The 14,006-nt window shown below is 71.9% G+C and carries 13 protein-coding genes; 11 read left to right on the forward strand and 2 right to left on the reverse strand.

Annotation, left to right across the window (positions count from 1 at the left end; genetic code table 11):
• Positions 1 to 52 precede the first annotated feature (52 nt).
• Together LIV37_RS12850 and LIV37_RS12855 are read left to right on the forward strand one after the other, a co-directional pair.
• A complete protein-coding gene (locus tag LIV37_RS12850; RefSeq protein ID WP_020867547.1) occupies positions 53 to 415 on the forward strand; it encodes a MerR family transcriptional regulator in 363 nt (120 codons plus the stop codon).
• A 262-nt stretch (positions 416 to 677) separates the two neighbouring features.
• Positions 678 to 2,651, forward strand: coding sequence for a sialidase family protein (locus tag LIV37_RS12855; RefSeq protein ID WP_243146348.1), 1,974 nt, complete (start codon positions 678 to 680; stop codon positions 2,649 to 2,651).
• A 26-nt stretch (positions 2,652 to 2,677) separates the two neighbouring features.
• Here the strand turns inward: LIV37_RS12855 and LIV37_RS12860 are convergent, their stop codons facing one another.
• Complete coding sequence (locus LIV37_RS12860) at positions 2,678 to 3,136, reverse strand: VOC family protein (protein ID WP_020867549.1); 459 nt, start codon at positions 3,134 to 3,136, stop codon at positions 2,678 to 2,680.
• A gap of 535 nt (positions 3,137 to 3,671) precedes the next feature.
• Here LIV37_RS12860 and LIV37_RS12865 point away from each other — a divergent pair.
• A complete protein-coding gene (locus LIV37_RS12865; RefSeq protein WP_020867550.1) occupies positions 3,672 to 4,394 on the forward strand; it encodes a class I SAM-dependent DNA methyltransferase in 723 nt (240 codons plus the stop codon).
• Positions 4,395 to 4,396: 2 nt separating this feature from the next.
• On the opposite strand, the gene LIV37_RS12870 is transcribed toward LIV37_RS12865, so the two are convergent.
• On the reverse strand, positions 4,397 to 5,485 hold the full coding sequence (locus LIV37_RS12870; protein ID WP_020867551.1) for a bile acid:sodium symporter family protein: 1,089 nt from the start codon (positions 5,483 to 5,485) through the stop codon (positions 4,397 to 4,399).
• A 135-nt stretch (positions 5,486 to 5,620) separates the two neighbouring features.
• Between LIV37_RS12870 and LIV37_RS12875 the strand changes: the two genes are divergently transcribed.
• The 8 genes from LIV37_RS12875 to LIV37_RS12910 all read left to right on the forward strand — a co-directional run bounded on the left by LIV37_RS12875 (position 5,621) and on the right by LIV37_RS12910 (position 13,920).
• The gene (locus LIV37_RS12875; protein ID WP_020867552.1) at positions 5,621 to 6,514 is read left to right on the forward strand and encodes a LysR substrate-binding domain-containing protein; all 894 of its coding nucleotides are present in this window, start codon (positions 5,621 to 5,623) and stop codon (positions 6,512 to 6,514) included.
• 186 nt (positions 6,515 to 6,700) lie between these two features.
• On the forward strand, positions 6,701 to 8,527 hold the full coding sequence (locus LIV37_RS12880; RefSeq protein WP_020867553.1) for an AMP-dependent synthetase/ligase: 1,827 nt from the start codon (positions 6,701 to 6,703) through the stop codon (positions 8,525 to 8,527).
• 19 nt (positions 8,528 to 8,546) lie between these two features.
• Positions 8,547 to 9,221, forward strand: a complete 675-nt coding sequence (locus LIV37_RS12885; protein ID WP_020867554.1) for a hypothetical protein — start codon at positions 8,547 to 8,549, stop codon at positions 9,219 to 9,221.
• Positions 9,222 to 9,305: 84 nt separating this feature from the next.
• Entirely contained in the window at positions 9,306 to 10,127 is an 822-nt protein-coding gene (locus tag LIV37_RS12890; RefSeq protein WP_020867555.1) for an effector-associated domain EAD1-containing protein, read from the forward strand.
• A 79-nt stretch (positions 10,128 to 10,206) separates the two neighbouring features.
• Positions 10,207 to 11,037, forward strand: coding sequence for an aldo/keto reductase (locus LIV37_RS12895; RefSeq protein ID WP_020867556.1), 831 nt, complete (start codon positions 10,207 to 10,209; stop codon positions 11,035 to 11,037).
• A 185-nt stretch (positions 11,038 to 11,222) separates the two neighbouring features.
• The gene (locus LIV37_RS12900) at positions 11,223 to 12,398 is read left to right on the forward strand and encodes a S1 family peptidase (protein ID WP_020867557.1); all 1,176 of its coding nucleotides are present in this window, start codon (positions 11,223 to 11,225) and stop codon (positions 12,396 to 12,398) included.
• Between the two features lie 164 nt (positions 12,399 to 12,562).
• Positions 12,563 to 13,147 carry a sigma-70 family RNA polymerase sigma factor gene (locus LIV37_RS12905; RefSeq protein WP_044568962.1) on the forward strand — a complete coding sequence of 195 codons (585 nt, stop codon included), beginning with the start codon at positions 12,563 to 12,565 and terminating at the stop codon, positions 13,145 to 13,147.
• Positions 13,144 to 13,920, forward strand: a complete 777-nt coding sequence (locus LIV37_RS12910; RefSeq protein ID WP_020867559.1) for an anti-sigma factor — start codon at positions 13,144 to 13,146, stop codon at positions 13,918 to 13,920. Before LIV37_RS12905 ends, LIV37_RS12910 begins: the two co-directional genes overlap by 4 nt.
• Positions 13,921 to 14,006: the final 86 nt, after the last annotated feature.

Here is a 14,006-nt window from a genome sequence, read left to right on the forward strand (position 1 = left end):
GTCTGACACCCATTGGAGGGTTCGGAGAGTCACCGCCGCGAGGAGGGGGTCCATGCGGATCGGCGAGCTGTCCCGCCGCACCGGGGTGAGCGAACGGCTGCTGCGCTACTACGAACAGCAGGGCCTCCTCCGGCCCGAGCGGCTGCCCAGCGGCTATCGCGCGTACCGCGCGTCCGATGTGGCGGTGGTGCGGCGCATCCGCGCACTGCTGGCGGCCGGGCTGTCGACGGCGACCATCTCCCAGGTCCTGCCCTGTCTCCGCGACGACGGTGAGCACCTCGTGCCCACCTGCCCGGATCTGCTGGGCGAACTGCGCGCCGAGCGGGACCGGATGACCTCCGCCATCGAGGAGCTCGAGCTGTCCCGGTCGCTGCTGGACCGGGTCATCACGGCGGGTCAGACGGCCATGGGCTGACCGGGGCGGGGCGCCGTCCGGGGGCGGGCGCCGCCCCCCTCGCGCCCCGCCCTCACCTCAACTGGCGCAGTGTCACGAGGATATGACGCACGGTCCTTGTCCCGGGCGACCGCAGAACGAGACACTTTCAGCCGCAGTCATGTGTGAGACATGGGATGTCTTGATGTCCTGACGGCATGATGCCTCATGGTGTGATGCCCGAGGGCCTCGATGTCCAGATGCCGATGCCTCAACGAGGCAGTCTGAAGGGCAGGCCGTGACCATGGCGTCAGTTCTCCGCACACGTCCCCGCACCAGACCACCCCGCTCCCGCACCAGACCGTGGCGGCGCCGCGCCTCCGTGCTCCTCACCGCCGCGGCGCTGGCCCTGATCCCGCTTCCGGTACGGGCCGCGGACACGGATTCCTCCGCGTCCGCGGCCCGCGCCGACTCCGGCTTCGAACAACAGGTCCTCTTCAAATCCGCCCAGGAACAGGGCTACTCCTGCTTCCGGATCCCGGCGGTCGTCAAGGCCAAGGACGGCACCCTGCTCGCCTTCGCCGAGGGCCGGATCGACAACTGCGGCGACGCCGGGGACATCGATCTGGTCCTCAAGCGCTCCACCGACGGCGGCCGCACCTGGGGCCCGCTCCAGGTGGTCAATGACGGCGCCGGTGACACCCACGGCAACCCCGCGCCCATCGTGGACCAGCGCACCGGCCGCATCGTCCTCGCCAGCACCTACAACACCGGCCGCGACGACGCACAGAGCTGCGACATCCCCTGTGACCGCTCCCCGCACCTCCAGTACAGCGACGACAACGGCGCCACCTGGTCGGCCCCGCGCGATCTGAGCTCCTCGCTGATGCCGGCCCAGTGGAACTCCTGGTACGCCACCGGCCCCGTCCACGGCATCCAGCTCCAGCGCGGACACCACAAGGGCCGGCTGGTCTTCACCCTCAACACCGAGACCTTCAGCGGCGGCCGCATCACCGACAACCACGCCGCGCTCGCCTACAGCGACGACGGCGGCGACCGCTGGCGCATCGGCGCGGTGGACAGCTACCCGCTCGCCGAGGACGGCACCTTCCGCCAGAAACCGTCCGAGATGACTCTGGTGGAGCGAGCCGACGGCTCGATCTACGTCAACGGCCGGGAGCAGGACGGCACCGATCTCGGCCACCGCGACTACGCCATCAGCCGGGACGGCGGCCAGAGCTTCACCGCGCCCTTCCGCACCATCCCCGATCTGCCCACCCCCCAGGTGCAGGGCTCGGTCCTGCGGCTGCGCGACCCGGCCCGCGACGGCTACAGCCGACTGCTCTTCGCCGCCCCCGCCGACCCCGACCGCCGCCGCACCATGATGGTCCGCTCCTCCTGGGACGAGGCCCGCACCTGGGACGGCGTGGACCGCGGCAAGGTCGTCACCACCGACTGGTCCGGCTACTCCGACATGGTCGCGATCTCCCGGGACACGGTGGGGCTGTTGTACGAGGGCGGTGCGGTGGACGCCCGTGACGAGATCCGCTTCGCCCGCTTCACCGAGGACTGGCTGGGTTCCCGCCGGCCGCCCTCCCCCACCACCGACGACCGTGCGCCCGGCGCCCGGTCCGCGACCGTGCTCGGCGGCGCGGCGGGGCGCGACGACGGCCGCTTCGGCGACGCGCTGTCCTTCGACGGCACGGACGACGCCGTACGGGTCCCGTACCGGAACGCTCTGCCGCTGGGCACTCGCGACTTCACCGTGAGCCTGTGGTTCCGCTACTCGGCCGCCTCCGGGCAGCATCCGTTCCTGTGGATGGGCGGCATCGGCAACAAACAGCCGCAGGTCTGGCTGCGGGGTGAACCCGGGAGCAACCGGATCCGGGCGCTGATGACCACGGTCAACGGCTTCGCCACCTTCACCAGCGCCTCGGTGTCCACCGACGCCGCGTACAACGACGGGCAGTGGCACCACCTCGCCCTGGTCCGCGGCGGCGGACGGCTCTCCCTCACCGTGGACGGCGGCACCGCGGTCACCGCTCCCGACGCCCCGGGCACGGTGAGCCGCACCGCGCCCTTCGGCCTCCATCTCGGCCAGGCCGTGGACAGCCGCTCCTATATGACGGGCGATCTCGATGAGTTCCGGCTGTACGCCCGTGCGCTGTCCGACACCGAACTGCGCCGTGTCCGCGAGTTCAACGCGCCGCTCGACGGCCCCCACTCCGGCGCCCTGGTCCGCCTCCCCCTCGACCGCGTGCGGTCATCCGACAACTAGTCACCCCACCACTAGTCCGCCCACAACTAGGCGACACAGAACTCATTGCCCTCCGGGTCCTGGAGCACCACCGCGTAGTACTCCATCTCCGGCTCGTCCATGATCCGCAGAACCGTGGCTCCGGCCTCCTTCAGCCGGTCCACGGTCGCGGTGACGCGCTCGGTGCGGACCGCGAGGGGCACATCCCGCCCGCCGCCCACCTTCAGATCGAGATGCAGCCGGTTCTTGGTGACCTTGGACTCCGGAACCTGCTGGAACCACACCCTCGGACCCTGCCCCTCCGGATCCACGATGGACTCCGGGGTCTCCCCGGCCCCGGGGGGCAGCTCCTCCGCGGGCACCCCCATGTCCACCCAGTACTCCCGCCAGGTGGCCTGGCCGCCCGGCGGGGGCTCGGGCACATAGCCCAGGGCCTCGGACCAGAAGGCCACCATCCGGCCTGGCTCGGCACAGTCGATGGTCAGCTGAATCGTGAGCGTCGTCATGCCCGAAGCGTCCCAGAGGGGTCTGACAACGGGGCCCGGCGCGAGTGGTGTCGCCTGCGGCGGGCTGTTCCCCTCCCCGCCCCTTCCCACAACTGGGGCTCCGCCCCAGACCCCGGATGCCACGGGAAGGAACCACCGGCGTCCGACGGGCCTCGACACCTGGCGGCAGGCCACTCCGCTCCCTGACCCGGTCCCCCGGGGTCCAGGGGCGACGAAGCCCCTGCCACCCGGCAGAGCCCCCCAGGGGCCACCGACGGGCCTCGACGCCTGGTGGCGGGCCGCTCCGCCCCCCTGGCCCAGTCCCCCCCCTGGCCCAGTCCCCAGGGCCCAGGAGCGAAGCCCCTCCCACACGGCGGAGCCGCCCAGGGGCGCCCAACGGGCCTTGACGCCTGGCGGCGGGCTGCTCCGCTCCCTGGCCCAGACACCCGGGGTCCGGGGGCGGAGTCCTTGACAGCGGGGAGGGGCGGGGAGGGGACAGCATCGATATGCGGCTCCGCCGCGTGGTCCGCGGTGTGCGCCGCTAGGGTGTACGGCCGTGACCGAAGCCGACTTCCTCGACTCCACTCGGGCGTCCTACGACGCCATGGCCCTCGACTACGACGAGCGTTTCCGCGATGAACTGGCGGCCCAGACGCTGGAACGGGCGGTGTTCGCCGGGTTCGCCGAGCTGGTACGGGATGCCGGGGGCGGACCGGTGGCCGATGTGGGCAGCGGACCGGGCCGGGTGACCGCGCATCTCCACGGTCTGGGGCTGTCCGTGTACGGGATAGACCTGTCGCCGCGGATGGTGGAGCTGGCCCGGCGGGAGCATCCCGGGCTGCGGTTCGAGGAGGGGTCGATGCTGGCCCTGGACATACCGGACGGCACCCTCGCCGCCGTGGTGGCGTGGTACTCCACGATCCACATTCCGCAGGAGCGGCTGCCGGATGTGTTCGCCGAGTTCCACCGGGTGCTGGCGCCGGGTGGATACGCGCTGGTGGGCTTCCAGGTGGGTGATGAGCAACGGGTCTATACGGAGGCGTTCGGCCATGAGGTGTCGCTGACCTTCCGCCGCTGGCAGCCGGACCGGATCGCCGAGTTGCTGGCCGGAGCCGGACTGCCCGTACGCGCCCGGACCTTCCGGGAACCGGAGCGCTGGGAGCCCACCCCGCAGGCGTCCCTCATCGCCCGCAAGCCGCTGCCGCCTGCCGACGACCAGCCCGCGGGGAATCAGCCCGCCGGGAACCCGGCCGTCGGGAACCCGGGCGCCGCAAGCTGACGTCAGACGCGGGTCAGCGCGGCGTCGTCCGCGCTGTCCGCCTCGGCCCGGCCCACGGACCGGGTCTCGGCTCCCGTCACCGCCGCCTCCGGCGCCCGCGCCGCGAAGCGGCGGGCCAGCACCGCGCAGACCATCAGTTGCATCTGGTGGAAGAGCATCAACGGCAGCACAGCCAGGCTCGCCTGGGCGCCGAAGAGCACGCTCGCCATCGGCAGCCCGGCGGCCAGGCTCTTCTTCGACCCCGCGAACACGATCGTGATCCGGTCCTCGCGGACGAAGCCCAGCTTCCGCGAGCCGTACGAGGTGAGCGTGAGCATCACCGTGAGCAGGACCGCCTCGACGCCGAGCAGGATCGCCAGCCGCGCCGGGGTCACCTGGTGCCAGATGCCCCGGACCATGCCCTCGCTGAACGCCGCATAGACCACGAGCAGCACCGAGCCCCGGTCGACCAGCCGCAGCACCGCCCGGTGGCGCGAGATGAAGCCGCCGATCCAGCGGCGCAGCAGCTGCCCGGCGAGGAAGGGGGCCAGCAACTGAAGGCCGATCTTGATCATCGAGTCGGCCGAGAAGCCGCCTCCGCTGCCGCTGCCGCCCAGCAACAGCGCGACCAGCACCGGGGTGACCACCACGCCGAGCAGGCTGGAGAAGGAGCCCGCGCAGATCGCGGCGGCCACATTGCCCCGGGCGATCGAGGTGAAGGCGATGGAGGACTGGACCGTGGAGGGCACCAGGCACAGGAAGAGCAGCCCGGTGTAGAGGGGATGCGTCAGCACGTACGGCACCAGCCCGCGCGCGGCCAGGCCGAGGGCCGGGAAGATCACGAAGGTGCACACCAGCACGGTCAGATGGAGCCGCCAGTGGCGCACTCCGTCCAGCGCCTCACGGGTGGAGAGCCGGGCGCCGTAGAGGAAGAAGAGGAAGGCGACCGCGACCGTCGTGGCCCCGTCGGTGACGGTGGCGGCCCGGCCGCTGACCGGGAGCAGCACGGCGAGCGCCACGGTGCCGATGAGTCCGAGGATGAAACCGTCCAGGGGGAGCCAGGAGGGCAGGGCGGGAAGTGCGATCTTGCGGACGTGCGGGCGGTGCGGCATTCGTTCTCTTTCTCGCCTGGCGTGGACACGGGCGGGGCCCGTTCCATAGTGCTCCCGATCAAGGCCATCAGGAATCCCGTATACCGCTCTGACTGTCATCGCCTTCCGTGATGGCCTCGGCGTACAGTGGCCGCCATGTACGACCCCGCCCAGCTCAGGACGTTTCTCGCGGTGTCCCAGACCCTCAGCTTCACCCAGGCCGCCGACCGCCTCGGGGTGCGCCAGTCCACCGTGAGCCAGCAGGTGCGCAAGCTGGAGGCGGCCGTGGGGCGGCAGCTGTTCTCCCGTGACACCCACGGGGTGGAGCTGACCGAGGACGGCGAGGCGATGCTGGGGTTCGCCCGCTCCATCCTGGAGGCGAACGAGCGGGCGGCGAGCTGGTTCCGGGGGACCCGGCTGCGCGGCCGGCTGCGCTTCGGCGCCTCGGAGGACTTCGTGGTGACGCGGCTGCCGGAGATCCTGGAGGGGTTCCGCCGCGATCATCCCGAGGTGGATCTGGAGCTCACCGTCGAGCTGTCGGGCACGCTGCACGAGCGGCTGGAGGCGGGCAGGCTGGATCTGGTGCTGGCCAAGCGGTCCGAGGACCGACCGGGCGGGCAGTTGGTGTGGCGGGACCGGCTGGTGTGGATCGGCGCCGAGCGGCTGCGGCTGGATCCGGACCGTCCGCTCCCCCTGATCGTCTTCCCGCCGCCGGGGCTGACCCGGGCCCGCGCGCTGGATGTGCTGGAGCGACACGGCAGGTCATGGCGGATCGTGTGCACCAGTGGCAGTCTCAACGGCCTGGTCGCGGCGGCCCGCGCCGGGCTCGGGGTGATGGCCCACACCCATGGCCTGATCCCGCCGGGCCTGGCGCCGGTCCCCGAACGGGCGGGGCTGCCGGACCTCGGCCCGGTGGATTTCGTACTGTTGTACGGAAAGCATCGGCAGGAGGGCGCCTCGCACGCCGCCGCGGAGCGACTCGCCGCCGCGATCCTGGCGGGGCCTGTGCCACGATCGGAGAGATTTCGTGCAGAAGACCGTTACATATAAGCCACACACGCGGCGCATAGGGCCAGACTCCACGCAATCCGCCCTCGTCGGCGCCTGATTGATACCCTTTCACCTCACTGTCCGCCCGGCATTCCGTACGTTCCGGGCACAAAACACCTCTCCCGCATCGGGGGCCGGATCGGGTACGGTCGCGGCGCTGTGCCCAGCGGCTTCAAGGAGCAGGTATTGCGCGAGTTCACCGTCCCCCCGTTGGCGACGCCGCCTCAGGCCGGAGGACTGGCGGACGCCGTCTTCGACCATGCGGACTCCGACCCCCTCCGGGTTGCACTGGCGCGCAAAACGGCGGACGGCGGCTGGCAGAACGTGTCCGCGGGCCAGTTCCGGGACGAGGTGATGGCTCTCGCCAAGGGCCTGCTGGCCCGTGGTGTCCGGTTCGGCGACCGCGTCGCCATCATGTGCCCCACCCGCTATGAGTGGACGCTCTTCGACTTCGCGCTGTGGACCGTCGGCGCCCAGAGCGTCCCGCTGTACCCCACCTCCTCCGCCGAGCAGGTCTGCTGGATGCTGCATGACGCGGGGGTCTCCGCGTGCGTCGTGGAGCATGAGGACCATGCGATGACGGTCGGCTCGGTGGTCGGCCGGCTGCCGCATCTGAGGCAGCTGTGGCAGCTGGACGCGGGGGCGCTGGAGGAGTTGCTGGCGGCCGGGGAGTCCGTCGAGGACGATCTGGTGGAACGGCACCGGCTGGCCGTGACCCCCGAGCAGCCCGCGACCATCATCTACACCTCCGGCACCACCGGCCGCCCCAAGGGCTGTGTGATCACCCACGCCAATCTGATGGCGGAGTGCGACAACATCGTCGAGCGGTACGAGGAGGCCTTCCACTCCAAGCGGGGCGACGAGGCCGCCACCCTGCTCTTCCTCCCGCTCGCCCATGTCTTCGGCCGGATGGTGGAGGTCGCCTCCATCCGCGGCAAGGTCAAGCTCGGTCACCAGCCCAAGCTCTCGGCCGCCGCGCTGCTGCCCGATCTGAAGACGTTCCGGCCGACCTTCATCCTCGCGGTGCCGTACATCTTCGAGAAGGTGTTCGCGGCGGCGCGCCGCAAGGCCGAGGCGGACGGCAAGCTGGGGGTGTTCGAGAAGGCCGTGGACGTGGCGGTGCGGTACGCGGAGGCGCAGGAGGCCAAGGCGTTCGGCACCGGGCCGGGTCCGGGCGCCGCGCTGCGGGTGCAGCACCAGTTCTTCGAGAAGGCCGTCTACGGCAAGGTGCGCGCGGCGATGGGCGGCCGGGTGCGGCACGCGATGTCGGGCGGTTCCGGCATGGAGCGGCGGCTCGGCCTGTTCTTCGCGGGCGCGGGCGTCATCATCTACGAGGGTTACGGCCTCACCGAGTCCACCGCCGCCGCCACCGCCAACCCGCCCGAGCAGACCCGCTTCGGCACGGTCGGCGTGCCGATCCCCGGCACCACGGTGCACCTCGCCGACGACGGCGAGGTGTGGGTGCGCGGCGGCCAGATCTTCGAGGGCTACCTCGGCGATCCCAAGGCGACCGACGCGGTGCTGCGCGACGGCTGGCTCGCCACCGGCGACCTGGGCACGCTGGACGACGACGGCTATCTCACCATCACCGGGCGGAAGAAGGAGATCCTGGTGACCTCCAGCGGCAAGTCGGTCTCCCCGGCGGGCCTGGAGGAGCGGGTGCGGGCGCATCCGCTGGTGGCCCAGTGCATCGTGGTGGGCAATGACCGCCCGTATGTCGCGGCGCTGGTCACCCTCGACCCGGAGGCGGTCGCGCACTGGCTGACGATGCGCGGCAAACCGGAGCTGCCGCCGGGCGAGCTGGTCCGGGACCCCGATCTGGAGACCGAGATCCGGCGTGCGGTGGTCGCGGCGAACACCACCGTTTCCCAGGCGGAGTCGATTCGTACCTTCCGGATACTTGCCGCGCAGTTCTCCGAGGAGCATGGTCTGCTGACGCCGTCGCTGAAATTGAAGCGAAAGGCCATCGAACAGGCGTACGCCGTCGAGGTCGAGGCGCTGTACAACACCTGAGCCGCGAAGGGGGCACGAAATGATCGATGTCATTCTCCCCGAACTGCCCGAACGCGAACTGGCCCTGCGGTCCGAGGAGACACCCCAGCCCAGCGGCCCGAGGCTGGCCGGGCGAGTGGTCCTGGGCGGGCCGGTGGCCTTACCGGTCACGGCCGACCTCGTCGGACCGGATCCGGAGCTGCTGGACTTCCTCCGTACCGAGGCGGACAACGCCGTCTACCACCTGGTGCATCTGTCGGTGACCTGCGCCCGGGACGCGCCGGACCCCGCCCTGCACTCGGTCAATCTCGATATCGGCCTCACGGCGGAACCGGTGCGGCGGGGCACCGCGGTCTTCCAGCCGGTGGCCTGGTCCATGACCCCGCGCCAGCTCACCGCCGAGGTGACGTCATCGGCGCCGGCGGCCCACCTCGGCCCGCGGCTCGGATTCCAGGACGGTGGCGACACCGCCTTCGGCGAGCGGGTCTGCCTGGAGGCGCGGCGGGAGCTGCGCTCCGATCCGGGCTGGGAGATCCGGCACACCTCCGCGGTGCGCATCGGGGGCACGTACCGGCTGGCCATGGTGGTGCGGGCGCCGCGCGGGGCGGTGAGCCGGGCGGCGGTCGCGGTGGGAGCCACGGTGCGCGAGGGGCACACCCTGCACCGCTTCCGGGAGGAGCTCGAGGAACCGCTGCGGCTGGCCGCGCTTCAGTAGGGACGGAACGCAGGGACGGAACGCAGGGACGGAAGCGGGGGGGCACAGAGCGGTACGAGCACAGGCGAGGAGCGACGGAACACGGTGGACGGCCAGGACGGGGACGGGCATCCGGCGCTGACGACCGAGGAAACCGAGGAGTTGGCGCGGGTCTTCCCGCCCGGCCCGTCCGCCGTGGCGCTGCTGCGCAGGGCGGGCTTCCCCGCCGAGCACATACCGGCGGCCGCCACGACGGCCGGGGAGTTCTGGTCCGCGGTGGCCGGGGCGGTCGCCGCGGACCGGGTCGCGGACGGCAGGCTGCGCGTCCTGGCCGCCGCCTGCGTCTCCTATCCGCACAACGAGGTGTTCCGCGCCGCCTTACGGGCGCGGCCGGGCGGGGGCGGGGTCCGGCGGGTGCTGGTGACCGGCGCCGCCCCGGGCGGACAGGAATTAGCCGCGGTCCAGCGGGCGGCCCGTGGCGTCCTGACGGTGGACCGGTGCCCCGCCGCGGCCGCCACCGATCTGCGGCGGATCCTCACCGTACGCCCGGATGTGCTGCATCTGGTCTGCCGCCGTGCGGGGCGCACGCTGGTCTTCGAGGACGGCGACGGGCGGGCGCATCACACACCGGCCGCACACCTGGCCGAGCTGCTGACCGTCTACCGCCGGCTGACCGGCGCCCCGCTGCCCGGTGTGGTGCTGGACTGCCCCGAGGGCGCGCCGCTGGCCGCGCTCTTCGACGGGGCGGCCGAGGTGGTGGTCGCCCACCGCGGACCGCTGGACGGCGCGGCGTCCGCGGCCTTCGCGGGCGGGCTCTACGGTCTGCTGGGCGAGGCGCCCACGCTGGAGCGGGCGGCGCGGCGGGCGGCGGAGCGCCTCGGGCGGGACGGGGACGGCGTGGTGATCCTGCGCGGGCGCCCCTGGTGAACGGGAATGACGGGAGGCCGTTGATCGTTGGATCAGTTGGAAGGACGTAATCCACATCCGACGTAAGGATCGACTGCTCGTGAGCAAGGTCCCCTTCATCACGCTCAACAACGGCGTACGGATGCCGCAGCTCGGCTTCGGTGTCTGGCAGATCCCGGACGACGAGGCGCAGGTCGCGGTGCGCAACGCGCTGGACGCCGGGTACCGCAGTATCGACACGGCCGCGATATACGGGAACGAGGAGGGCACGGGGAAGGGACTCGCCGCGTCGGGCATCGCGCGCGAGGAGCTGTTCGTCACCACCAAGCTCCAGAACGCCGACCAGGGGTACGACTCGACCCTGCGCGCCTTCGACACCTCGCTGACCAAGCTGGGTCTGGAGTATGTGGATCTCTACCTGATCCACTGGCCGTTGCCCGGGGTCGACAAGTACGTGGACACCTGGAAGGCGTTCGAGAAGATCTACGCCGAGGGCCGCGCCAAGGCCATCGGCCTGTCCAACTTCCACTCCGCCCACACCCAGCGGCTGCTCTCCGGGACCTCGATCGTCCCGGTGATCGACCAGATCGAGCTGCACCCGCAGCTGCCGCAGGCTGAGCTGCGCGCCTTCAACGCCCGCCATGACATCGCCACCGAGGCGTGGTCCCCGCTCGGCCAGGGCAAGGGCCTGCTGGCGGACCCGAAGCTGGCGGCGATCGCCGAGAAGCACGGGAAGACCCCGGCCCAGGTGGTGCTGCGCTGGCATCTGGACCTCGGCAATGTGGTGATTCCCAAGTCCGTGACCCCGTCGCGGATCAAGGAGAACATCGACGTCTTCGACTTCCAGCTGGACTCCGAGGACCTGTCGGCGATCGACTCCCTCGACACCGGCAACCGTCTGGGCTTCGACCCCGAGACCTTCAACGGCTGAGACCAAGCGCTCCACCGGCTCCACCGTCCGCCCCGTCGCGCCCCTCGCGGCGGGGCGGACCCGTATCCACGGTGGAGCCATCCGTACCCACCGTCGCCCACCGAGCGAGGCACGTCCCCGGCAATTACGCTTGGCGCCCAGATGGGCACACAGCGTGACCACTTCCCTAGCCGAGGAGACCGAAGATGTCCCGCAGACGCCGTCACGGCCTTGAGCTGGCCGCCGGTTGCACCGTCGCGATAGCCGCCCTCTTCCTGGGGAGCGGCATACCCGCGGTGGCCGACCCCGGTGAACCCTCCCCCCGCCCCCGGAGGGAGGTGCCCCCCGAGATGCTGGCCTCGATGCAGCGCGATCTGGGCCTGACGGCCGATGAGGCGCGGATGCGGATATCCAACGAGTACCGGGCCGGAGAGGCAGAACCGGGGCTGCGCAAGAGCCTGGGCAGCTCCTACGGCGGCGCATGGGTGTCCGGCAACACCGCCGAACTCACCGTGGCCACCACCGACGAGGAGCAGAGCGCCACCATCACGGCCGGCGGCGCCAAGGCCGCCGTCGTCAAGCACAGCCTCAAGGCCCTCGTCGACGCCAAGCAGGCCCTGGACCGCGCCGCCTCCGAGCGCCCCCCGGCCGCCGATGTCGCCTCCGCCTGGTACGTGGACGTCAAGACCAACGGCGTCGTGGTGCAGTCGGCCGAGCCCACCGAGGCGGCCGCCTTCGTCGCCGCGAGCGGCGCGGACCGCGAGGTGGTACGGGTCGTGGAGTCGGCCGAGCGGCCGAGCCCGCTGTACGACCTGCGCGGCGGCGAGGCGTTCTACATCAACGACGCCGCCCGCTGCTCGATCGGCTTCTCGGTTACCAAGGCCGAGCAGAACGGCTTCGTCACCGCCGGCCACTGCGGCAGCCAGGGCGACACCACCGCCGGCTTCAACCGGGTGGCGCAGGGCACCTTCCAGGGCTCCAGCTTCCCCGGCAACGACTACGCATGGGTGGCCACCAACGCCGACTGGGCCCCGCAGCCGTGGGTGATCGGCCCCCAGGGCACCAACGTCACCGTCACCGGCTCCCAGGAAGCGCCGGTGGGCTCGTCCGTCTGCCGCTCCGGCTCGACGACCGGCTGGCACTGCGGCACCATCCAGCAGCACGACACCAGCGTGCAGTACCCCCAGGGCACGATCCGGGGGGTCACCCGCACCAATGTCTGCGCCGAGCCGGGCGACTCCGGCGGCTCGTTCATCTCGGGCAGCGAGGCGCAGGGCGTCACCTCCGGCGGCTCCGGCAACTGCACCGTCGGCGGCACGACGTACTACCAGCCGGTGAACCCGATCCTGACGACCTACGGGCTCACCCTCACCACCGGCTGACGCCGGGCGCCGGGGCCGCCGCGGTCGAGCGGACCGCGGCGGCCTCACGCGTGTCCGGCACACCTTGATGTGTTCGGAGCACCTTGACCAATCCGCACCCGTCCGGGCGACGAATGAGGTACGACACCTCCGTGTGCGCCGCATCGTTCCCGGAAGGACGGCCCGTGAGAGAACCCGTGTACATCGGCGGCCCCGCCGCGCGCGGACCGGACCTCGAAGAGTTGCTCCAGATGGTGGCCCGGGGGGACCAGAACGCGTTCGGCGCCCTCTACGACGCCGTCAGCGGGCCGGTCCTGGGGCTGACGCGCAGTCTGCTGCGCGACCCGGCCCAGGCCGAGGAGGTCACACAGGAGGTCCTGGTCGAGGTGTGGCGGTCCGCGGCGCGGTTCGAACCGGGCCGGGGCAGCGCCATGTCGTGGATCATGACGGTGGCGCACCGGCGCGCCGTGGACCGGGTGCGCTCGGCGCAGGCCGCCTCCGACCGCGAGGAGCGCGCCGCGCTGCTGTCCCGCACCCCGGCGTTCGACGAGGTGACCGAGCAGGTGGAGGCCAGGCTGGAGCGCGAGCAGGTGCGCCGGTGCATGCGGACGCTGACCGAGTTGCAGCGGCAGTCGGTGACGCTCGCCTACTACCGGGGCCGCTCCTACCGTGAGGTGGCGGAGTTGCTGTCGCTGCCGCTCGGGACCGTGAAGACCAGACTCCGGGACGGGCTCATCCGGCTCCGGGACTGCATGGGGGTCGGCGCATGACCAGAGCGGATCTGCACACCTTGACCGGGGCGTACGCGGTGAACGCCCTGTCGGGGCGGGAGTTGACCGATTTCGAGCGGCATCTGGCGGTCTGCGACGCCTGCCGTCAGGAGGTACGGGAGCTGCGGGAGACCGCCGCCAAGCTGGCGGTGGCCACGTCCCTGACCCCGCCCCCGACGATGAAGGACGATGTGCTGCGGCGGATCGCCACGGTCCGCCAGGAGCCGCCCCGGGTGGCGGCGCGGGAGGCCCGGGAGTCCCACGCGGGCCCCCGGCGGCGCACCGGGCGGCGGGCGACGAACTTCGCGCTGGCGGCCTGTGTGGCGGCGGCCGCCGTATGCGGCGGGGCCGCGGTGTGGCAGTACCGGCAGGCGTCCGACGCGCGTGACACGGCCCGCCGCTCCGAGCAGCGGGTGGCCCGGGCGGAGGAGCTGACCCAGGTGCTGGCCGCGCCCGACGCGCACAGCCGCAGCGGCCGGATGACGGACGGCTCGACCGGCACGGTGGTGGTCTCGCGCGGGCTGAACAAGGCGGTGTTCCTCGCCTCGGGGCTGCCCGAGCCGCCCGCCGGGCGGATCTACCAGCTGTGGTTCAGCGACGGCGGCACGATGCGCCCGGCCGGTCTGATGGACTCCTCGGGCCGGAGCACGGCGGCGGTCATGAGCGGCGCGGTCGGGAAGGCGTCGGCCATGGGGGTGACGGTCGAGCCCGCCGGAGGGTCGAAGGCCCCGACGAGCGATCCGCTGGTCCTGCTGACGTTCCCCTCGGCCTGAGCGGGCGGCATCGGACGCATCGGGTGACATCGAGCGGCATCGGGTGACACGGGGCGGGAAGCCGCCGGCCCGCGGGCCCGGGTGGG

Source organism: Streptomyces rapamycinicus NRRL 5491 (genome assembly GCF_024298965.1).
GTDB lineage: Bacteria > Actinomycetota > Actinomycetes > Streptomycetales > Streptomycetaceae > Streptomyces > Streptomyces rapamycinicus.

Bases quoted from the DNA above. Each gene is read 5' to 3' on its own strand.
- LIV37_RS12885 (WP_020867554.1), top strand. From the start codon at position 8,547: ATGATCGATGTCATTCTCCCCGAACTGCCCGAACGCGAACTGGCCCTG.
- LIV37_RS12910 (WP_020867559.1), top strand. From the start codon at position 13,144: ATGACCAGAGCGGATCTGCACACCTTGACCGGGGCGTACGCGGTGAAC.
- LIV37_RS12860 (WP_020867549.1), bottom strand. From the start codon at position 3,136: ATGACGACGCTCACGATTCAGCTGACCATCGACTGTGCCGAGCCAGGC.
- LIV37_RS12855 (WP_243146348.1), top strand. From the start codon at position 678: ATGGCGTCAGTTCTCCGCACACGTCCCCGCACCAGACCACCCCGCTCC.
- LIV37_RS12850 (WP_020867547.1), top strand. From the start codon at position 53: ATGCGGATCGGCGAGCTGTCCCGCCGCACCGGGGTGAGCGAACGGCTG.
- LIV37_RS12900 (WP_020867557.1), top strand. From the start codon at position 11,223: ATGTCCCGCAGACGCCGTCACGGCCTTGAGCTGGCCGCCGGTTGCACC.
- LIV37_RS12870 (WP_020867551.1), bottom strand. From the start codon at position 5,485: ATGCCGCACCGCCCGCACGTCCGCAAGATCGCACTTCCCGCCCTGCCC.
- LIV37_RS12875 (WP_020867552.1), top strand. From the start codon at position 5,621: ATGTACGACCCCGCCCAGCTCAGGACGTTTCTCGCGGTGTCCCAGACC.